Origin of the sequence: Salinibacterium sp. G-O1 (assembly GCF_030063305.1) — a bacterium.
In the GTDB taxonomy this organism is placed as follows: Bacteria; Actinomycetota; Actinomycetes; order Actinomycetales; family Microbacteriaceae; genus Rhodoglobus.
This window is the reverse complement of sequence record NZ_JASISV010000001.1, coordinates 1,164,426-1,185,086: the sequence shown is the minus strand read 5'-3', so window position 1 is coordinate 1,185,086 and position 20,661 is coordinate 1,164,426. Positions and strand designations below refer to the sequence as shown.

20 protein-coding genes are annotated in these 20,661 nt (G+C 63.6%); 4 read left to right on the top strand and 16 right to left on the bottom strand.

The features are described 5' to 3' along the window. Positions 1 to 87: 87 nt before the first annotated feature. From QMG83_RS05770 to QMG83_RS05730, 9 genes are read right to left on the bottom strand one after another with little or no spacing between them, the layout of a single operon-like run. On the bottom strand, positions 88 to 819 hold the full coding sequence (locus tag QMG83_RS05770) for a hypothetical protein (RefSeq protein ID WP_283504377.1): 732 nt from the start codon (positions 817 to 819) through the stop codon (positions 88 to 90). Next, positions 816 to 1,892, bottom strand: coding sequence for a vWA domain-containing protein (locus tag QMG83_RS05765; protein WP_283504376.1), 1,077 nt, complete (start codon positions 1,890 to 1,892; stop codon positions 816 to 818). Before QMG83_RS05765 ends, QMG83_RS05770 begins: the two co-directional genes overlap by 4 nt. Further along, a complete protein-coding gene (locus tag QMG83_RS05760) occupies positions 1,889 to 2,875 on the bottom strand; it encodes a vWA domain-containing protein (RefSeq protein ID WP_283504375.1) in 987 nt (328 codons plus the stop codon). Before QMG83_RS05760 ends, QMG83_RS05765 begins: the two co-directional genes overlap by 4 nt. Continuing rightward, complete coding sequence (locus tag QMG83_RS05755; protein ID WP_283504374.1) at positions 2,866 to 3,345, bottom strand: hypothetical protein; 480 nt, start codon at positions 3,343 to 3,345, stop codon at positions 2,866 to 2,868. The genes QMG83_RS05760 and QMG83_RS05755 overlap by 10 nt, the downstream gene beginning before the upstream one ends. Next, on the bottom strand, positions 3,332 to 4,219 hold the full coding sequence (locus QMG83_RS05750; protein WP_283504373.1) for a DUF58 domain-containing protein: 888 nt from the start codon (positions 4,217 to 4,219) through the stop codon (positions 3,332 to 3,334). Before QMG83_RS05750 ends, QMG83_RS05755 begins: the two co-directional genes overlap by 14 nt. A 45-nt stretch (positions 4,220 to 4,264) precedes the next feature. Then, positions 4,265 to 5,257: an AAA family ATPase gene (locus QMG83_RS05745; RefSeq protein WP_283504372.1), complete on the bottom strand. Its 993-nt coding sequence runs from the start codon at positions 5,255 to 5,257 to the stop codon at positions 4,265 to 4,267. Continuing rightward, a complete protein-coding gene (locus QMG83_RS05740; RefSeq protein WP_283504371.1) occupies positions 5,254 to 7,047 on the bottom strand; it encodes a proline--tRNA ligase in 1,794 nt (597 codons plus the stop codon). Before QMG83_RS05740 ends, QMG83_RS05745 begins: the two co-directional genes overlap by 4 nt. A gap of 51 nt (positions 7,048 to 7,098) precedes the next feature. Next, a complete protein-coding gene (gene ispG / locus QMG83_RS05735; protein WP_283504370.1) occupies positions 7,099 to 8,247 on the bottom strand; it encodes a flavodoxin-dependent (E)-4-hydroxy-3-methylbut-2-enyl-diphosphate synthase in 1,149 nt (382 codons plus the stop codon). 42 nt (positions 8,248 to 8,289) lie between these two features. Beyond that, positions 8,290 to 9,648 (bottom strand): M50 family metallopeptidase, encoded by a 1,359-nt coding sequence (locus QMG83_RS05730; RefSeq protein ID WP_283504369.1) that lies wholly within the window; start codon positions 9,646 to 9,648, stop codon positions 8,290 to 8,292. Between the two features lie 104 nt (positions 9,649 to 9,752). Here QMG83_RS05730 and QMG83_RS05725 point away from each other — a divergent pair, with 104 nt between their 5' ends. Then, entirely contained in the window at positions 9,753 to 10,970 is a 1,218-nt protein-coding gene (locus tag QMG83_RS05725) for a serine/threonine-protein kinase (protein WP_283504368.1), read from the top strand. 110 nt (positions 10,971 to 11,080) lie between these two features. Further along, positions 11,081 to 11,407 carry a hypothetical protein gene (locus QMG83_RS05720; RefSeq protein ID WP_283504367.1) on the top strand — a complete coding sequence of 109 codons (327 nt, stop codon included), beginning with the start codon at positions 11,081 to 11,083 and terminating at the stop codon, positions 11,405 to 11,407. On the opposite strand, the gene dxr is transcribed toward QMG83_RS05720, so the two are convergent. The 3 genes from dxr to QMG83_RS05705 form a co-directional block, all read right to left on the bottom strand. Continuing rightward, entirely contained in the window at positions 11,404 to 12,486 is a 1,083-nt protein-coding gene (dxr, locus tag QMG83_RS05715; protein ID WP_283504366.1) for a 1-deoxy-D-xylulose-5-phosphate reductoisomerase, read from the bottom strand. The two genes, QMG83_RS05720 and dxr, sit on opposite strands and share 4 nt — an antisense overlap. A gap of 8 nt (positions 12,487 to 12,494) precedes the next feature. Beyond that, complete coding sequence (locus QMG83_RS05710; protein ID WP_283504365.1) at positions 12,495 to 13,478, bottom strand: FKBP-type peptidyl-prolyl cis-trans isomerase; 984 nt, start codon at positions 13,476 to 13,478, stop codon at positions 12,495 to 12,497. Between the two features lie 67 nt (positions 13,479 to 13,545). After that, the gene (locus QMG83_RS05705) at positions 13,546 to 14,013 is read right to left on the bottom strand and encodes an OsmC family protein (RefSeq protein ID WP_283504364.1); all 468 of its coding nucleotides are present in this window, start codon (positions 14,011 to 14,013) and stop codon (positions 13,546 to 13,548) included. Between the two features lie 52 nt (positions 14,014 to 14,065). On the opposite strand from QMG83_RS05705, the gene gabT reads away from it, so the two are divergent. Together gabT and QMG83_RS05695 are read left to right on the top strand one after the other, a co-directional pair. Next, positions 14,066 to 15,409: a 4-aminobutyrate--2-oxoglutarate transaminase gene (gabT, locus tag QMG83_RS05700; protein ID WP_283504363.1), complete on the top strand. Its 1,344-nt coding sequence runs from the start codon at positions 14,066 to 14,068 to the stop codon at positions 15,407 to 15,409. Beyond that, complete coding sequence (locus QMG83_RS05695) at positions 15,409 to 16,437, top strand: asparaginase (protein ID WP_283504362.1); 1,029 nt, start codon at positions 15,409 to 15,411, stop codon at positions 16,435 to 16,437. The genes gabT and QMG83_RS05695 overlap by 1 nt, the downstream gene beginning before the upstream one ends. Here the strand turns inward: QMG83_RS05695 and QMG83_RS05690 are convergent. The 4 genes from QMG83_RS05690 to QMG83_RS05675 are packed head-to-tail and all read right to left on the bottom strand — an operon-like array spanning position 16,385 to position 20,518. After that, positions 16,385 to 17,185, bottom strand: a complete 801-nt coding sequence (locus QMG83_RS05690; protein ID WP_283504361.1) for an ABC transporter permease — start codon at positions 17,183 to 17,185, stop codon at positions 16,385 to 16,387. The genes QMG83_RS05695 and QMG83_RS05690 overlap by 53 nt on opposite strands. Then, the gene (locus tag QMG83_RS05685; RefSeq protein ID WP_283504360.1) at positions 17,182 to 18,096 is read right to left on the bottom strand and encodes an ABC transporter permease; all 915 of its coding nucleotides are present in this window, start codon (positions 18,094 to 18,096) and stop codon (positions 17,182 to 17,184) included. The genes QMG83_RS05690 and QMG83_RS05685 overlap by 4 nt, the downstream gene beginning before the upstream one ends. Continuing rightward, a complete protein-coding gene (locus QMG83_RS05680; protein WP_283504359.1) occupies positions 18,096 to 19,295 on the bottom strand; it encodes an ABC transporter ATP-binding protein in 1,200 nt (399 codons plus the stop codon). The genes QMG83_RS05685 and QMG83_RS05680 overlap by 1 nt, the downstream gene beginning before the upstream one ends. Further along, positions 19,295 to 20,518: an ABC transporter substrate-binding protein gene (locus QMG83_RS05675; RefSeq protein WP_283504358.1), complete on the bottom strand. Its 1,224-nt coding sequence runs from the start codon at positions 20,516 to 20,518 to the stop codon at positions 19,295 to 19,297. The genes QMG83_RS05680 and QMG83_RS05675 overlap by 1 nt, the downstream gene beginning before the upstream one ends. Between the last annotated feature and the right edge of the window lie 143 nt (positions 20,519 to 20,661).

Here is a 20,661-nt window from a genome sequence, read left to right as displayed (position 1 = left end):
CTATTCAAATGTTGGTGTGGTCTGCGCAGTCACGCTGCGCGAACACAGTTTACCCGTGAGCCAACACGTGCAGTGCCAGTCGCACCCTCACCACGGCTTCTCGACCGAGAAGCCTCCCCCGTCTTCGCCCCTGTCCTGCGCCAGCTCATCGGCTTTCTCCTGGTCGGCCTGCGCCTGCTGGTCCTGCAGGTCTTGCAGTTGCTGCTCGAGATCGCTCTGCTGTTCATCCCCGTTGTCCGGCTGCTGAGAGTCGCGCAGATTCTCGGCCTGCTCGATTTTTTGTTTGACCCGTTTCTTCGCGTCATCCAGCTGCTGCTTCTTCTCCGGTGGGTCGCACTCCGGCCCAGCGGCATCAAGCACCGCCTGCGACGCCTTGTACAGCTGCACGGCGCCCTGGTAGAAACCGTTGGCAACGTAGATGTCGCCGAACCGCTCCCACGTGAGCGCCAGGTTCAGCCGCACATCGCATTTTCGGTCTTCCGGTGCAAGCGTGAGGGCCTTCTCAAAATCTTCCGTCGCAGGGCCGTAGTACCGGTCTGCCGCGAACGCGTCTCCACGATTGAAGTAGGGCAGGTACGGTTCGACAATGTTCGCCTCGAGCAGCGACCCCGAAATTTGCTCACTGGTCACATAGCGTCCGTCGTAGTAGGCATCGATCGCAAGCTGTGCGGTCGGCGCCAGGCTGATCAACTTGACTGCCGCGACCAGCATGAAAAGCACGACCGGCAGCGAAATCCAGAACATCAGGATGCGGCGGCGGCGCAACCGCGCAACCGTGAGCGCCCGCACGGGCCGCTCCTTGCTCGCTTCTCTGCTCATGGCCGCCTCCTGCCGGGTCTGAGCTCGGCAACCGCGCCGCTGATCGCGACGATCTGCACCAGAGCGAGCAGACCGAATCCGATTGCCGCAATCCAGTAGAGCTCGGTGACGGAGCCAGGCTCGCCGTCGCTCGCGGTGAGCCTGCCCACCTCGATGCCCGTGGTGGCGAGGGCGGTGGAGGTCGCCGCTGTTCTGTGCTCGTAGATGATCCCCAGCTCCCTGGCGATGACCCCGAGCGCTGTCTCGTCGATCTTCGAGAGCGCGTCGACTGGAGCATTCCCCGAATAGTCCTGAATGTAGGTGGGTTGCTGCGGCTCCGCCGGGTCGTCGGTCGGCTCCTGCCCGAAGTAGCGCCGGTCGATACCGTTGAACTCCCGCATTCTCGCGCCATCCTGAGTACCGTAGCCGAGCACCGCGCCACCCTGGAGATACGGCGCGAGTACCGTGAAGGGTTGCGGATCCGTGCCCGAGGTCTGTTCGCCGTCGCCGAAGTAGAACAGGACTCGACGCTGTTCCGGATTCAGTGCGGCGGCATCCTGCAGAATCTGAATCATCAGGGTGACCGGCTCGTCGATACTGCTGCCCCTCGAATACGCCGATACCTCCTGCCGAAGAACCGAGGTGGACGAGAGCACGGCCGAAGCGTCGCTCGTGAGCGGAACCCGCTGAACCGCCACCGCGTCGAAGGTGACGAGTGAGAACTGCGCCCCAGCCAGGCTCGCGACTATCGAATCTATGTCGGCCTTGACGCCGTCGAGCCGCGTGGGCGAGTCAGTGACGTCGGTGCCCCCTATGGCGCCGCCATCCCAGTCTTCTGCGGCCATGCTGCTGGTCGTGTCGACGACGAAGTACACCTCGAGTCCGCCGGACGCGCTCGGCCCCTGACCATCCCCCAGGATCGTGGGGCGTGCCGCGATCACCATCAGCAGAGCGACCATGAGCAGCCTGGACGACCACATGATCACCAGGCGGCGTCGCGAGCGGTTCACGACGAGCTGCCACACGAACACGGCCGACAGTCCGATGCCCAGGAGCGCGAGCACCCAGATCGGCAGGATGGGGTTGAGAGTCATCGCTTGAGCCTCCATCCGAAGAGTCCAAGGCCCACCAGCGAAGCGAAGGCGAGCCAGATCCAGGGCTGCGGCCGCTCAGAGATCTGCACCTGCTGAATGCCCGGGAGCACCGACGCCTGCTCGGAGGTGATTCGATCGACCACCGACGGGATGACCCCAGGGTCGTCGAGCGCGTAATACGCGCCGCCCGAATCGACGACCGCCGTCTCAAATTCGACAGCGAGATCATCGAGATAGTCCTTGGCGGTCGCATCGCCCGGATTGATGCCATAGACCCGCACTCCGCGTTCGACCGCGAGCTTCGCGGCATCCGGCAGTGTAAAGATCTGCTCCCCCGCGACGAAGTTGTCGGTGACGAGGATCACCGATCGTGACCGGTCGGAGTCAGCATGGTCGAATCTGACAATGCAGGAGGCGAGACCATCACCGACCAGCGATGAGCCGTTACCGATCAGGGTCCCGCCGTAGTACGGCGCGTCCGGATCGTCGAATTCTGCCGTCAGTCTCGCGAGTTGACCGGAAATGTAGTCGTAGTCCGCGGTCAGAGGAAAGTAGGTGACGGCAGAGGCATTGAAGACAACGAGACTGATGCGTTCGCCGGTGAACTCCACCGAGAGCTGTTGAAAAACCTCGAGCACTGCGGCGTCGTAGTCGACCATCGACCCCGAGACGTCGAGGCACAGCACGATGTCGCGATTGTTGAGGTCGGGTGTCACCAGCGCGACCGCCGCGGGTCGCGCTGTGAGCATCGCAGCCGCGGCGATCATCGCGACGAGACACACCACGAAACCCGCCACGAGCAGCCGGTAGCGCGCCAGTGCCCGACGGTATGCGGGCAGCGCTGTGAGCCGCTCGCGATGCGCCACAGGGATGCCGGCCGCCGTCGAACTGCGGTGCCGCCCCCGGTACCAGACCACCGCCGCGATGACCACAGCCGTTGCCCCGAGCCACACCAGTGGCGCCCACCACGCGATCAGTGCCATCGTGACACCAGCCTCTTCGCCTCGTCGACTGCTTTGTCGACGCTGGCGACGGTTCCCGCGCCGAACGCGCCAGGGTAGAGCTTTTCGACGGCCTTCGTCAGCGGGGTAAAGCGAGTGGCTCTGAGATCTTTGAGGGTCATCTGCATTGTCTGCTGCCCCTCACGCTCGGCCACGAACGATCGAACGATCTGGCTGAGCTGGTGGTGGGCTTCCCGGGAATCCATGGCACCGCTCGCGTGCGCTCGTCGGGTCTGGTCAATGAGCTGCAAGTACTCCATCCGCACGGTCTCGGTGGTTCTGCTGAGCCACTGCGCCGCTTCCGTCGGCGGCGGGGGCGGCACTCGCCCGGCCCGGGTGGAGAGGAACAAGAAGACGTACCAGCCCACGATCACGACCAGCAGGACGAAACCGATGATGCCCCACCACGGCAGGTATTGCACGGGTGGGAAGAACTCGCTATCGCCTGGCATGCTTGTGCGCCTCCAGGAGTCTGAACAGTCCGGGTACCACCCCGGCTGCGGAGGTGATGCGTCTGCTGCTGACGGTGAGACTCTCGAAGAGCTCCTCGGATCTCATCGCGGCGTCGGCGATGCTCGCCGAAAACTCGGCACGCAATGCCGTGTCGTGCCGCAGAAACTCGGGGACCCTGGCCGAGTCGGCCACGTCGTACATCTCGCTGCCGGTCCACTCCTCCCGCATGAGGTCGGCATCACCGATGGTGAGCCACAGCACCTCATGCTGCACCGTCAGCCTGCGCACGAGTCTCTGCTCGTCGGCGGCGAGCGGCCGGTCATCCGCGATCACCATCACGATCATCCTGCGTCTGAAGTTGCGGGCGACGTAGTCAAGGTGACGCGACAGGTTGCTGGGTTCGCCGGCCAACGTCGTCGACGAATGGATGCGCTGCAGCACGCGCTCGAGATGCGATTCGGTCACCTCGGGCGGCATGTAGTGCGTGGCTTCTGAGGTTCCCGTGACGAGCGCGACCATATCTCCGTGGCGAATAGCGATGTACCCCGCTGTGCCGGCAGCAAGGATCGCCAGGTCTCGCTTCGACTCCCCACTCTCGGCGAGGGCCGCCATGTCACGCCCGGTGTCGACCACGAGCACCAGCGTGTGCTTGCGCGACGCTATGTAGCGTTTCGTCAGCGGCGACCCGTGACGTGCCGTGGCCTTCCAGTCGATGTCTTTGAATTCGTCACCGGGCACGTAGGGCCTCAGGTCGTCGAAGTCCATGCTTCGACCGTGGAACACCGACCGGTACTCCCCCTCGATCAGGCCCCGCACCTTGCGGTGGGCGTGGATCGTCAGCTTCGTCTTGACGCGGCGCAGCAGGCTATCCATGCGCCAGCCCGCCCGTCGCTCCCACTGTCACCCGTGAACCAATGGTCAGGGAGCCTTCACTGATTCGAAGATCGCGTCGATGACGGTTTCGGGCGAAATGTTGTCTGCGATGGCCTCGAAATTCAGGATGATGCGGTGCCTCAGCACCACATGCCTGAGCTCTTTGACGTCCTCGGGAATCACGTGGTCGCGCCCCTCGAGCAGCGCGAGGGCGCGCGCCGCCTTGCTGAACGCGATACTCGCGCGCGGGCTCGCCCCGTATTCGATGCCGTCGGCCAGCTCCTGCGAGATGTACGTCGACGCATGTCGCGTCACATAGACGGCAGAAACTATGTAGTTGATGATCGAGGCATCAACGAAGATTTTCTTCACGGCATCCTGCAGAAACAGCACGTCGTCGATCGACACGGATTCGGCCGCGGGCGCATCCTTGTCGTACACCCCGGCATCGATCCTGCCGATGATCTCGATCTCTTCGGCGAACTCCGGATAGTCGAGCACTTCCTTCAGCAGGAAGCGATCGAGCTGCGCCTCGGGCAGGTGATACGTGCCCTCCTGCTCGATGGGGTTCTGGGTGGCGAGCACCAGGAACGGGACCGGCAGTGGATACACCGTGCCTCCGATGCTCGTCTGGCGTTCCTGCATCGCCTCGAGCATGGCACTCTGGGTTTTGGCGCTTGACCGGTTGATCTCGTCGAGCAGCACGAAGTTCGCGTGGACCGGCCCCAGCTGGGTCTCGAAACTTTGGCGCGTGTAGTCAAAGATCTGCGTGCCGATGATGTCGCTCGGCAGCAGGTCGGGGGTGCACTGGATGCGTTTGAACGAGCCGTGCACGGCATCCGCGATGGATTGAGCCGCCGTGGTCTTGGCGAGCCCTGGCACGCTCTCGAGCAACACATGGCCGCCCGTGAGGAGGCCGATGAGCAGGCTTCGCTTGAGGCTGGCCTGGCCGACGACCTTCGTGTCGTAGGCGTCCCCGATGGTCTTCAGGATCGCGGTGGCCCTGGCGAGATCTGCCGCCGGGAGGGTGCTGGTCACGCCTGTGCCGCCAGTGCCGAACCCAACTCGTCGATGCTGACCGAGGTGCGTTCGCCCGTCGCGCGGTTCCAGAGCTCGACCCGGCCTTCTGGCGCATCCCGACCCACGATAACGATCAGGGGAACTCCCAGCAGCTCGGCGTCGCCGAATTTGACGCCAGGAGACACCTTGGGGCGATCGTCGAAGAGCACGTCGAGTCCGCCGGCTTCCAGATTCCCGACGAGGCTCTCCGCGATCTCCATGACCGCGGCATCCTTGCCGGCGACGACAACGTGCACGTCGAAGGGCGAGACGTTCTTCGGCCAGATCAGTCCCTTGCCGTCGTTGTTGCTCTCGGCGATAACGGCCAGGATGCGGGTCACGCCGATTCCGTACGACCCCATCGTGACCGTGACGAGCTTGCCGTTCTCGTCGAGAACTTTCAGTCCGAGGGCCTCCGCGTACTTACGACCGAGCTGGAAGACGTGCCCAATCTCCATACCGCGCGCTAGCTCGACAGGGCCCGATCCGTCTGGCGCGGGGTCGCCGGCGACGACGGAGCCAATCTGGACTTCACCGTCACCGACGAAGTCCCGGCCCGCCACCAGTCCGAACACGTGCTTTCCGTGTTCGTTCGCACCGGTGACCCAGGCGGTGCCTTCCGACACCCGAGGATCAAGCAGCAGCCGGATGCCGGTGATGGAGCGTGCGGGCTCGCCCTCTGCCGACCCACCCAGCATTGCCCGATCCGCGGTCCATGGGCCGATGTAGCCCTTGACGAGCTCGGGATGCTTCGCGAAATCGGCCTCGTTTGCCGCTTCGACCTCGGCCGGGGCGAACGCCACCTCGGCGCGCTTCATGTCGATGTCGCGGTCACCGGGGAGGGCGACAACGACCAGCTCGCGGGTTCCGTCGAGCGCTGTCAACGCGAGGACTATGCACTTCAGTGTGTCTGCCGCTGTCCATTCGGGTCCGTCGGCGCGAGCGTGCTTCTGGTTGGCCACGTCGACGAGAGTCGCGATAGTGGGCGTGTCAGGAGTATCGAGGACTTCGGCGGGTGAGAGTCCATCGAGCGAGCGAGGTGCGGGTGCATCCGTCGTGAACGCTTCGACGTTGGCGGCGTATCCGCCGGCCGACCGCACGAAGGTGTCTTCACCAACCGGGGTGGGGTGCAGAAACTCCTCGCTCCGAGACCCGCCCATCGCACCGGCATCCGCCTTTACGATCACGTAGTCGAGGCCGAGTCGCTGGAAGATGCGCTCATAGGCGTCACGGTGCTGCTGGTACGACACCTCGAGCCCGGCGTCGGTGTAGTCGAACGAGTAGCTGTCTTTCATCGAGAACTCACGCCCGCGCAGGAGTCCGGCGCGGGGACGCGCCTCATCGCGGTACTTGTCCTGGATCTGGTACAGCGAGAGCGGCAGGTCTTTGTAGCTCGAATAGAGATCTTTCACGAGCAGCGTGAAAACTTCCTCGTGCGTCGGCGCGAGCAGATAGTCGGCACCCTTGCGGTCTTTCAGTCGGAAGAGTCCGTCGCCGTACTCAGTCCACCGGTTCGTCACCTCATAGGGTTCGCGAGGAAGAAGGCCGGGGAACAGCACCTCCTGGGCGCCGAACGATTCAAGCTCGTCGCGAATGATCGCCTCAATCTTGCGACGCACCCTGAGCCCGAGTGGCAGCCACGCGAAAACTCCGGGAGCCTGGCGACGGATGTAGCCCGCGCGCACGAGTAGCCGGTGGCTGGCCACCTCGGCATCAACGGGATCTTCGCGGAGGGTGCGGACAAAAAGTTGCGAGAGGCGAGTAGACACGGCCTCCATGCTATCCGCGGATTCGACCGCCAGCCTGCGACGAATCTGCGATCAGGTCGTGACGACCTGCGGCGATCCGGTCGCTCCCGGCGGCATTTCGGCCGCAAGGCGGTTTGCTTCCTCGATGAGGGTCGCGACAATGTCGGCTTCCGGCACGGTCTTAATGACCTCGCCCTTGACGAAAATTTGGCCGCGACCGTTGCCGCTGGCGACTCCGAGGTCGGCTTCGCGCGCCTCTCCCGGCCCGTTGACCACGCACCCCATCACGGCCACGCGTAACGGAACAGTCATCTTCTCGAGGCCGGCGGTCACATCATTGGCGAGCTGGTACACGTCTACCTGGGCGCGACCGCAGCTGGGGCATGACACGATCTCGAGCTTCCGCTCGCGCAGGTTGAGCGACTGCAGAATCTGCAACCCGACCTTGATCTCCTGGGCCGGGGGCGCTGACAGAGACACGCGAATCGTGTCGCCGATCCCCTCCGACAGCAGGATGCCGAACGCTGTCGCGCTCTTGATGGTGCCCTGGAACTCGGGACCGGCTTCGGTCACCCCGAGATGCAACGGCCAGTCGCCCCGCTCGGCGAGCAGGCGGTATGCCTTGACCATGACGATGGGGTCGTTGTGCTTCACGGAGATCTTGAAGTCGTGAAAATCGTGCTCCTCGAAGAGCCCGGCCTCCCACACTGCGCTTTCAACGAGAGCCTCGGCCGTTGCCTTGCCATACTTCTGCAGGATGCTCGGCTCGAGGGACCCCGCATTGACACCGATCCTGATGCTGACACCGGCAGCTTTTGCCGCAGCAGAGATCTTGCCAACCTGGTCGTCGAACTTGCGGATGTTTCCGGGGTTCACCCGCACGGCCCCGACACCGGCATCAATAGCGGTGAACACATAGCGGGGCTGGAAGTGGATGTCGGCGATCACCGGGATCTGGCTCTTGCCTGCGATGATGTGCAGCACATCGGCGTCATCCTGATGCGGTACGGCAACGCGCACGATGTCGCAGCCCGTCGCGGTCAGTTCTGCGATCTGCTGGAGAGTCGCATTGATGTTGGTGGTCTGAGTCGTCGTCATCGACTGCACGCTTACCTGCGAGTCGCTGCCGACCCCGACTTTGCCGACGTGGATCTGACGAGTCTTGCGTCGGGGAGCGAGAGTTTCTGGAACCTTCGGGATACCGAGATTGATAGCTGGCACAGACTCCACCTTACGCGGGCGGACTGGCCACGTGCTGAACGCCTACAGGATGGAGATCGGTTTGACGATATCCGCGTAAATCAGGATCGCGCTCATGACGATGAGCACCGAGGCGACCACGAATGTCAGGGGAATGATCTTCGCGACGTCGACCGGTCCCGGGTCCTTGCGTCCGAAGAGTTTCGCGAAGAACCTGCGAATGCCCTCGAACAAAGCACCAGCGACATGTCCGCCATCCAGCGGCATCAGCGGTACGAGGTTGAAGACCATGAGCGCAACATTCAGCGACGCGACAAGCCCGACGAGTGCCGAGGCCCGCTCGACGACCGGGATGGTGTTAAGACTGGTGATCTCCCCCGCGAGGCGTCCGACACCGACGACGCTGATGGGACCGTTCGGGTCGCGCTCCGTGGGGCCGAACGCGGCGTTCACGACGTCGATCATGCGCTGCGGAAGGTTCAGGATGAGGTGCGTCACGCGCGAGATGTTGTCGCCCACCGCGGGAAGTACCGCGGTGATGGGCTGCTGAACGACCTCGGTGGCGGGGCCGATGCCGAGGAATCCAACTTCTTCAGTGATCGAGGTACCGTTCGCGTCCTTCTGAATCACACCCTGTGCGTCATACACATAGCGTTCGGTCAGCAGGGGTGTCGCGGCGAGCGTCACGTCTGATCCATCGCGGTTCACGACGATCGACAGGTCATCCGCCGCCGAAGCCCGAATGATGGAGGTGGCCTGCGCCCAGCTGGTGATCGCCGTGCCGTTCATGCTCACGAGCAGATCGCCAGGCATCAGCCCCGCTGCCAGACCCGGAGACGGCGCGGATGACGCGTCACACTCCTGCTGCTGACTCGTTGCCGGCACAACACACTCTGAGACGCTGCCGACGGTCGTGCTGGCCTGTGCAAGACCGAAACCGGTCAGGAGCACGGCGTACAGCAGGATCGCGATCACGAGATTCATGAAGGGCCCGCCGAGCATGATGATCACTCGCTTGAAGACGGGCAGCTTGTAGAACGCTCGACTCTCGTCGACGACGGTCTCGTCGCCGGTGGTCTCGTCGATGGCGACCATGGTGTCGGCGCTCGAGGTTCGAGCCTCCTGTACGAGGCTCTGCATCACCCCAGTCGTCGCGGTTCGCGACCTGTCGCCTTTTTTGGCCGGCGGGAACATGCCAGCCATCGAGATGTAGCCACCGAGCGGGATCGCCTTGACCCCGTATTCGGTCTCACCGCGCTTTCGCGAGAAAATCGTGGGGCCAAACCCGATCATGTACTGGGTCACCCGAACGCCGAAAAGCTTTGCGGGAACCAGGTGCCCCAGCTCGTGGAGACCGATCGACAGGGCCAGACCAATGACGATGATCACGATGCCGAGGACATAGAGCAATACGGTTTCCACTGGCCCATATTACCGGCGTGATCTCGATAACTCGCTGTGCGCACGCTGGGAGCGCCTCATGCAAGGGGTAATCCAAATCGCCCACGATTGGTACGATCGGCAAGGTGAGCACCATTGACGACGACCCGACGGTGGAATATTTGGGTCCAGACGACTCCGCGTCTGACCGCCTCGTCGCCGGCCGTTACAGGCTGCGCGAGTTGCTTGGTCGCGGCGGGATGGCGTCCGTCTTCAAAGCCGACGACGAGTCGTTGGGTCGCACTGTTGCGGTGAAGGTTTTCCATACCGGGCTGGCCCATGCCCAGGATGCCCGCCGCCAGCGGGAGGAGACCAGCCTGCTCGCCAGCCTCAATCATCCCAATCTGGTCACCCTGTTCGATGCTGCGATCGATGGTGAAGACAGCTTCCTTATTATGGAGTTCGTCGACGGCGACGACCTGAGAACGCGCATGCTGGGCGGCGCGCTCGACTCGAGGTCGGCTGCGCTCATCGGCGCCGATGTCGCGGGAGCTCTGGCCTACATCCATAGCAAGGGTGTTGTGCACCGGGATGTGAAGCCCGGCAACATCCTGCTCGCCGGGGCCGCTGGCGCCTCGAATCCGGTACACGCCAAACTGGCTGATTTTGGGATCGCCCGCCTCATCGATTCGACCCACCTCACCGCCACCGGAACCCTCATCGGTACCGCGAGCTTTCTGAGCCCAGAGCAGGTCCAGGGTGGCGCGGTGGGGGCGCCGAGCGACGTCTACTCCCTCGCCCTCACACTGCTCGAGTGCCGCACTGGTGAACGCGCCTTCCCCGGTACGGCTGTCGAGTCCTCCCTCGCCAGGATTCACCGTGACCCTCCGATCCCCCTCGATATGGAGCCGGAATGGATCGAGGTTTTGCGCGCGGCGACCACGCGCGATCCCGCCTCGCGGACTACTGCTGCCGAGTTCGCCCGGGCACTGAAGGGCTTGTCAGAGACCGAGGCAACGCTCATCCTCCCCGTGGCTGCGGGTGCGGATGCCGATCAGCCGACTCAACCGATGACGAGCACGCCGGGCGCCACCGAAGTGCTTCAATCGCACCGTCCCACAGTGGCACCACGCGCCACCCCTTCATCCCCCGCTGTATCCCCGGCTCGGGGAAAGCTGGGCGTCATCGCGGCGATAGCCGTCGTCGTTGTCGTCGCCGCGGTGGGCCTCTGGTCAGTGCGACCCGGCCAGGCTACAGACGCTGCCCCGGAATCATCCGACACCACTAGCGAGGTCAGCTATCCCGCGGTCGAGGGCGATCTGGGCGTCCACCTGACGCAGTTGCAAGAAAGTGTGGCACCGTGATGCGCAAAATCATCGCCGTCGTTCTCGGAGTATGCGTTCTACTCTCTGGGTGCGCGACAGCGCCGGAGGATCCCTACGTCGGCGCTACGGCGGAGTCGCTTCAGAATGGCGTGCTGGCAGTCACCGACGCGTCGGCGGCTGGCGACCCGGTCTCTGCGCTGGCTCGCCTCGACGAACTGCAGGCGGCGTTGCTCGACGCCAACGCCAAGGGCACCGTCGAGCAGTCTCGGTTCGACAGCATCAGTGCCGCGATCGCCCTGGTGCGCGCCGACCTGGAAAAAGCGATCGCCGCTCAGGTTGAGGTCGTCCCCGAGGTGAGCCAGGAAACCCCGATGACGGACAAAGAGGCCAAAAAAGCTGCGGAAGAGGCCAAAAAAGCAGCCGAAGAGGCCCAAAAAGAGGCCGAAAAGCAGGAGAAGGACAACAAAGACGACTAGCCGCGAGTCGTCAGCAGCCGATCTGCGTGCTCACGCGCCCATCGTTCGGCGTCGTAGACCGCGTCGAGATCCATGCCCTGCGGCTTATGGGCGTCGACCACCGCTGCCACCGTGTCGAGGATGTCGAGGTATCCGATCGAGCCGGCGTGGAAGGCGAGAACCGCCTGTTCGTTCGCGGCGTTGAACACCGCGGGAAACGTCGACCCAGCCTCCCCAACCTGTTTGGCCAGTGCAACCGCGGGAAATACCTCGGAGTCGAGCGGTTCAAAGCTCCATTGGCTTGCGGTAGTCCAGTCGAGCGGTGCGCCGACCCCGGCCACCCGGTTCGGCCAGTCCAGGCCGAGCGAAATCGGCAGTCGCATGTCGGGCGGGCTCGCCTGAGCGATCGTTGACCCGTCGATGAACTCCACCATCGAGTGCACGATCGACTGGGGATGCACCGTCACATCGATGCGGTCGTACGGTACGTCAAACAGGATGTGCGCCTCAATCACTTCCAGGCCCTTATTGACCAGGGTCGAAGAGTTTGTGGTGACCACGAGACCCATGTCCCAGGTCGGATGCGCCAGCGCCTGCTGGGGCGTCACATCGCGGAGTGATTCTCTCGTGCGCCCCCGAAACGGTCCGCCGGATGCCGTCAGCACGAGCCGTCGCACCTCGTCGGCTCTGCCGGAGCGCAGCGCCTGCGCGATTGCGGAGTGCTCTGAGTCGACCGGAACGATCTGCCCTGGTTTCGATGCAGCCGTCACAAGGTCGCCGCCCACGATCAGGCTTTCCTTGTTCGCCAGGGCGAGAGTTGCGCCGGTCGCCAGGGCAGCGAGCGTCGGGCCGAGCCCCACCGACCCGGTGATGCCGTTCAGGATGACGTCGGCCGGGACATCCCGAACCAGCTGGCACGCCTCGTCGGCCCCGAGCCCCGTGTGCTCAACGCCAAAGGTTGCCGCCTGCGCCATCATCGCATCGCGATTGCTGCCCGCCACGAGACCCACCACCTCGAAGAGGTGGGGGTTCGCTGCAATCACGTCGAGCGCCTGGGTTCCGATGGAACCCGTAGACCCGAGGATGATGACGCGACGCATGATGACCGTTAGCCGAGACCGAGGATGTCGACCACGAACACGAGAGTGTCCGTGCCGCCGATCGACGGTGGACGACCCGCTTCTCCGTAGCCTTCTGCCGGGGGGATGATCACGATGACCTGTGACCCGACGGTCTGGCCCTCGATTGCCTTGGTAAAGCCGGCGATGACCTGCGCTGTGTTGAACGGGGACGGTTCGCCTCGCGCCCAGCTCTCGTCGAAGATCTCTTTCGTGTTCCAGTTGATGCCCTGGTAGTGCACGATGACGTCGGAAGCTTCGGGCACCACCGCGCCGTCGCCCTTCTTGAGCACGGCGATTTGCAGCTCGGTCGGCGGAGCCTCGTCGGGGATGGTCACGGTCGGTCGGCCGTCGTCCGCGAGGACGACCTTCGGGAATCCGGGGGTTTCCGGCTGCTCTGCGCCGTCAGCCTTGGGCAGCGCCGGCACTGCCGGTTCGCCTGTCGGCTCCGGGGCTGCGATCGAGATGATGTCGGCGACAAACACAAGATCCTGTCCGGGTTCGATGCCGAGATCGGGAGAACCGGTCTCGCCGAAGGCGTCAACCGGAGGGATCACGCCAACCACGCGGGATCCGACCGTCGAGCACTCGAGGGTTTTCACAAAGCCGGGGAGCAGGTTGTCGTTGAGGGGGAATGCGCTGAGGGTGGCATCGGTGTAGTCGGTGCCCGCAATGTTGACGCCGGTGGCGCCGTTGAGGATCGAATACTGCACGTTGATGGTGTCGCCCTCGACGGCGCGGTCACCATCGCCCTTGATCGCGACGGTGCGCTCGGTGGTCTCGGCCGCCGTGGGCGAGTCGAAGATGACGATGGGCAGGGTGCCAAAGTCGCCGCTCGCCTCTACCGCATCCGAGATCGAGCCAGAGGGTGTCGGCGTGCAGTCGGCCGACGCGTCGCCCTCAGAAGTTGGAGAGCACGCGGCGAGCGTGACGACGAGCCCCGCGGTAACGAGCATGGTTGTAGCGATGCGCAAGGAGGCACCTTTCTGATCGGAAGTCCGGAGCAATACTGACGCAGTTTTCCTGAACGAAGTGTGAACGCTACGACTCGACGCGGATGGTCGGCTCGTGGCGTACGGGGAAGTTTACCGAACTGGCGATGAAGCACAGCGCACTCGCTTCCGCATGGATCGCCTGCGCGACGGCCGGATCACCCGTCGAAATTACGACAGTCGGCCGAAGGGTCACAGACGTGAAATGGCCGCCCTCCCCCACCTGCTGCATGATGCCCTGGGCGTCATCCACGTAGCCGGTGACGACGATGCCGTGCTTCACAGCGACGTGCAGGTAGCTCAGCATGTGGCACTGACTGAGCGACGCCAGCAACAATTGTTCGGGATTCCACCGCTCGGGTGTTCCACGAAAAGGTGTGTCTGCCGAGCCGTCAATGCGCGGGTTTCCCTCGGCCGACACCAGGTTGTCTCTGCTGTATTCGCGATAGCCCGTGGTGCCGGCTCCGGTGTTGCCGGTCCACTCGACACGCACGCCATAGTGGTGGTCAAAATTCATCGGGAACGCCTCCGTAGCCTCGCGCTAGTGGTGCCTCTAGGCTCGACTTATTATGACTGACACCATCTCGACCGTTTCGTTGGCTATCGCTCAGGAGCGCAAAATCGTCACGGCCATTCCTGGGCCGAATTCGATCGCTCTCCAGAAGCGCCGGGAGGCGGTTGTGGCATCCGGAGTGGCGTCAGCGCTGCCCGTTTTCGCCGAACGCGCACACGGGGCGATTCTGGTGGATGTTGACGGAAACCAGTTCATCGACCTTGGCGCAGGCATCGGCGTGATGACGATCGGGCACACCGACGCGGCCGTCGTCGCCGCGGCATCCCAGCAGCTTCGCGAGCTGACCCACGCGATGTTCACGATCACGCCTTACGAGTCGTACGTGCGGGTGGCGGAACTCCTCGCCGAGCACACCCCCGGCGATTTTGCGAAGAAAAGCGTGCTGCTCAACTCTGGCGCTGAAGCCGTTGAGAACGGCGTGAAGATCGCTCGCTCATACACTGGTCGCGCGGGCGTGGCGGTCCTCGACCACGCGTACCACGGTCGCACCAACCTCACCATGGCCATGACCTTCAAGGCGATGCCATACAAGACCAGCTTCGGGCCGTTCGCACCATCCGTGTTCCACGCGCCCGGCTCCTACCCCTTCCGCGACGGACTCAGCGGGGCGGATGCCGCAGCCCGCACCATCACTTACCTCGAGAAGTCCATCGGCGCCTCCGACCTTGCCTGCGTGGTGGCGGAGCCCATTCAGGGCGAGGGTGGCTTCGTCGTGCCGGCGGACGGATACCTCGCGGCGCTGCAGGAGTGGTGCACGGCCAACGAAGTTGTGTTCATCGCCGACGAGATCCAGAGCGGGATGGCCCGCACCGGAAGGTACTACGCGAGCGAGCACTTCGGCGTCGAGCCAGACATGGTGCTCACCGCCAAGGGCATCGCCGGCGGGCTTCCCATCGCGGCCGTCACCGGACGCGCCGAGATCATGGATGCTCCACACAAGGGTGGCCTCGGTGGCACCTTTGCCGGCAACCCCGTTGCCGCGGCCGCCGCGATAGCCGTGTTCGCTGAGATCGAGAGCAGAGGGCTGTTGGCGGAGGCCGCCAGGATCGAGTCGATTCTGAAGCCCGCGATGCACGCGCTCGCCCTCAAGTACCCGATCATCGGCGACGTTCGAGGCATCGGCGCGATGATCGCGATCGAAGTCGTTCAGCACGGTTCGCTCGACCCGAATCCTGCCGCCGTTGCCGCTGTGACCGCCTTCGCGGCGCAGCACGGCGTCATCCTGCTCTCGGCAGGAACCTACGGAAACGTCATCCGCTTCCTGCCCAGCCTCGCGATCAGCGACGACCTGCTCCGCGAAGCAGTCGGCGTCATCGACGAGGCCTTCGCGTCCCTGTGATGGCCGACGCACTCGGCGCTGAAGGGGTCGTCGAACTCGCGGTACTAGAGCGATCTGGAATGATCGAGTCCCGCCACTTCGGCGCAGCCGTTGTCACAGCGTCTGATGGATCGATTCTGCGGGAACTCGGTGACGGCGCGGCACTGGTCTACGGTCGCTCGACGTTGAAGTTTCTGCAGGCCATCACCCTGCTGAGAACGGGTGTGAGCCTCGAGGGCGAACAGCTCGTACTGGCCACCGCGAGTCACATCGGCACGCAGCGCCACGTTGGGATCGTCGAGCAGATTCTCGAGCGCGCGGGGCTGAGCGACGAGTCACTCCAGTGTCCCGTTGACTATCCTCAGGATGCCGCGTCGAGGCACAGCGCCTTCGGCAAGCGGCGCATCACCATGAACTGCTCCGGCAAGCATGCGGCGTTTCTGCTCGCCTGCGTGCACAACGGCTGGCCCATCGAGACGTACCTGGACCCCGTGCATCCGCTGCAGCAGGCGATCAGGGCCACGGTGGAGGAGTTCACCGGCGAGCCGGTCGAGCACAGTGGCACAGATGGGTGTGGCACTCCGGTCTTCGCGGTGACCCTGCGCGGGCTTTCCCGATCGATGGCGAGGCTACCTGCCGACCCTGACGGCGAAAGGTTGGTTGCCGCGATCAGGACTCACGGATGGGCTCTGGATTCCGCCGCGATCGCGACGGTCATCGATGGCCTGGGCGTCGTGGCCAAGAGCGGCGCCGAAGGCGTCTTCGTCGCGCTCGCGCCAAACGGAACGTCGGTCGCCCTGAAGGTCATCGACGGAAGCATGCGAGCCTCAGTCGCCATCGGGCTGTCACTGCTGGCGTCGGTGGGGGCAGTGGATGCCACGGCCGCCGCCGCGGTGACGGCCGCCGTCACCGAGCCCGTGCTCGGCGGCGGGCTCCCGGTGGGGCTACTTCGCGCGGTCGACGCGTTGCTCACGCCAACGGGCCGGCCACCGCGCGCTAGGACACCTGAGCGAGGCGTTTGCGTCGTGCGGCGGACGTCAGCTGACTGACGACCACCAGGATGAGGGCGAAGAGGAAGACCGCCGAGGCGATCACGTTGGCCTCGGGGGGCATCCCCTTGGCTGCAGCCGTATATACGAAGACCGGGAACGTTTCGACAGAACCGTTGTTGAAGCGCGTGATGATGAAATCGTCGAAGCTGAGCGCAAACGACAGCAGGGCTGCCGCGATGATGCCCGGCATGAGCAGCGGCAGGGTGATCTTCATGAACACCTGCGCCGACGACCCGTAGAGATCACGCCCAGCCTCCTCGAGGGCGGGGTCGAGGCTCGCGACTCGGGCTTTGACGGTCACGACCACGAAGCTCAGGCAGAACAGTGCATGGGCGATGATAATGGTGCCCAGGCCCTTCGGCACTCCGGCACTGAGGAACTGTGCAGCAAGCCCCGCGCCAAGGACGACCTCAGGGGTTGCCATCGGCAGGAACAACAGCAGGCTGACGGTGGATCGCCCGCGGAACTTGAACCTCACCAGCGCAATCGCCATCGCCGTGCCCAGCACCGTCGCGATTACCGTCGCGACCGCTCCGACCAGGAGGCTCGTGCCGAATGCCGCGCAGACGCCCTGCGCCTGGCAGACGTTGATCCAGTTGTCGAGGGTGAACCCGACCCACACGATGTTGGATTTGACCGACGCGTTGAATGAGAACACGAATGTGTACGCGATCGGGATCATGATGAAGATCAGCGCAAGCGCGCTGTACAGCGGCAGGAGCCATTTGCCGAGTGACAGTTTCACAGCAGGTCCTCCGTTCCGGAGCGCTTCACATAGAGCGCCACAATGAGCAGGATCAATCCCATGAGCAGCACGGACAGCGCTGAGGCCTGCGGATAGTTGAGCAGCGAGATGAACTGCGACTCGATGACGTTACCGACCATCTGCGTCTGGGCGGATCCGAGAAAACTGGCGCTGGCGTTGATGTAATCGCCCGACGCCGGGATGAAGGTCAGCAGGGTGCCTGACACGACTCCCGGCATCGACAGCGGCACCGTCACACGCCAGAAAGTCGTAAAGGGGCTCGCGTACAGGTCGGCTCCGGCCTCGAGATAACGCGTGTCGAGTCGCTCAAGGGTCGTGTAAATGGGAAGAGTCATGAAGGGAAGGAAGTTGTAGGTCAGTCCGAAGATCACCGAAAACGCCGTACCTGTGAGATGCCCATCCGCCGGCAGGATCGTGAGAGTCTTCAGCGCAGAGACCAGCCCCGAGTCATCCGACATCAATTGTTTCCAGGCGAGCGTCCGGAGCAGGAACGAGATGAAGAACGGCGCGATGACCAGTGTCAGCATGAGCGCCTGCAGCAGCGGCCAGCGCCGCGCCTTCACTCCGATGAAGTAGGCCAGTGGATAGCTGATGACGAGCGCGAAGAATGTCGCGGCCAGTGCATACCCGAAGGCGCGCAGGAAGTGCGGCCAGTACGCGCCTACCACGATGGCGTAGTTCTCGATCTGGAAGGCCGCCTGATACTGCCCGACATCACCGAACTCGACCGGGGTCTGCAGCGAGGTCATGACGAGAGACACCAGCGGCGTGAGGAAGAACAGGGCGAGATAGGCAAGGCCGGGAAGCAGCAGGATGATCGCCACTTTCGACCTGCGCCGTGGCACCTGTTCCGTTTGGGTCGAGTTCGACCCGATGGCTGCGAATGCCATTAGCCTTCCTCGATCTCCGCAAGCAGTTGGTGCCGTCGTTGCGTCGCAATCGTGGCGGTATCCGTGTCCGCCGAGAACCTCGGGACTATGCCAGGTTCGTCGGCAAGGCCGAAGCCGTGCTCCACCTTCCACGACATCCAGATCTCTTCACCGATGTGGGCGACCGGGCCGAACTCCATGTTTTGCGCGAACACGGTGATGACCCCGAGCCCTGGCACGGCGACCAGGTATTGGGTGCTCACCCCGCTGAATGAGACGTCGGTGACCCGACCGGGCCCGAGCACATTGACCCCGGGCGTTGCCGTGGGTGCTGAGGTGTACAGCATGAGCTTTTCGGGCCGGACGCCGATGGTGACCTCGCCGGTGTGACGCTGGGCCCGCGAAGTGGGCACCTCAATCTTCACGCCCCCGACGTCGACGATGATGGAGGCCTTCTCGCTCGAGGTGACGTCTCCGGTGAAGAGGTTCGACTGGCCGAGGAAGTTCGCAACGAACGCCGTTTTCGGCAATTCGTACAGCTCCTCTGGCGCTCCCATCTGCTCGATGCGGCCCTTGTTCATCACGGCAACGGTGTCGGCCATGGTCATGGCCTCTTCCTGGTCGTGTGTGACGTGCAGGAATGTCAGCCCGACTTCGCTTTGGATCGACTTCAGTTCAAGCTGCATCTGCCGTCGGAGCTTGAGGTCGAGTGCTCCCAGCGGCTCGTCCAGCAGCAGCAGCGCCGGGCGATTGACCACAGCTCGCGCCAGAGCAACACGTTGCTGCTGGCCACCCGAGAGCTGCTGCGGTTTGCGTGCAGCCAGGTGGTCGAGTTCGACCAGGCGCAACGCCTCATGCGCTTTGCCCGCTGCGTCGCTGATTCCGCGACGACGAAGACCGAAGGCCACGTTTTCCAGCACGCTCATGTGGGGAAACAGCGCATAGCTCTGGAAGACCGTGTTGACCGGGCGTTTGAAGGACTTGGTGCCGGTGACATCCTTTCCCCCGATCAGGATGCGGCCCGATGTGGGTTCTTCCAGACCTGCCACCAACCTCAGGGTCGTCGTCTTGCCGCACCCCGAGGGGCCGAGCAGCGCGAAAAACGAACCGGCCGGAATCAGCAGATCCAGCTCATCGATGGCAGTAAATCCCGGGAACCGTTTGGTGATCCCTACGAGCTCGAGGTCTGCACCCGCCTCGGCGAAATCGCTTTGGGCCATCACGCACCCAGCTTGACGCGCTGGAACTCGGCATTGAACGCCTGGTCATCAGCGGTGTCAAGAGTGCGGAAGATGTGTGCCTGGCTGAGTGTCTCTTCGTTGGGGAAAATCAACTGGTTGTCTGCGACCTCCGGGAACATCTCGGCTGCCACAGCCTGCGCCCCCTCGACGGGAGTGATGTAGTTCACCCAGGCAGCGACCTCGGCGGCAACCTCAGGCTCGTAGTAATAGTTCATGAGGATCTCGGCGTTTTTCTTGCGCGGCGAGCCCATGGGCACGACGAAGGTGTCGCCCCACAGCGTGCCTCCGGAGTCGGGCAGAGCGAACTTCCATTTCTCGAAGCCCGCCTCCGCGTTCAGTACCGTGATGTCACCAGACCACGCGATGGCAGCGGTAGCGTCGCCCGACACGAAGTCCTGCATGTACTCGTTGCCCTTGATGCCCGAGATCTGGCGAGATGTGACCTGCTTTTCGAGCAACTCGATGGCTTTGGCGTACTCGTCTGCTCCCCAGTCGCCACTGGCGATGTCGACGCCCTGGCTGAGCATGAGGATGCCCATCGTGTCGCGCATCTCGCTCAGCACCGTCACCTTGCCCTTGAGGCTCGGGTCCCAGAGGTCGTCAACGCTCTCGAGTCCGGCCGGGATCTGCTCGGTGTTCCACGCGATTCCTGCGAAACCGTTCTGCCACGGAAGAGACATCTTTCGACCTGGATCGAAGTCGGGGTTGAGCAGGGCAGGGGTGAGGTTCTTCTTGTTGGGGATGTTCGCCGCGTCAAGTTCCTGCACGTACTTGAACCGGATGAGTCGGGCGACCATCCATTCCGTCAGGCAGAACGTGTCGGCGCCCGTGTCCTGTCCGAGGGCCAGCTGGTCTTTGATGGTGCCGTAGTAGGTGTTGTTGTCATCGATGTCGATCTTGTAGTCGACCTTGATTCCGGTCGAGCTCTCGAAGTTGATGAGCGTCGGGTAGTCCCCGCTGTCGTCCTCGTCGATGTACGCGGGCCAGTTCGACCAGGTGAGCGACTTATCGGTATCAGAGACGTCGGTGGCGGGTTGCGGTGCATTCCCTCCTGAGGGAGCGCACGCTGCGAGGGCGAGCGCCGTGGCGCCGACTCCGGCCCCCTGAAGCAGGTGGCGCCTGCTCAACTGCGACTTCCTGGCCTGCATAACCAGCTGGCGGATGATCGGATCTTCGGGAAGCGATTTCGGCATCGATGACATTAGGGCAGCTCCTTCGCGCGTTGGTCGATACTTGCACAAGAGAAACGTCAGTCACACCCCTAATCGACGAAAGCGGCTATTTCGTAACAAGAATTTCACGAAATCAGTACCGAAAGGCACAATTGTGTGCGGAATCCATGGCG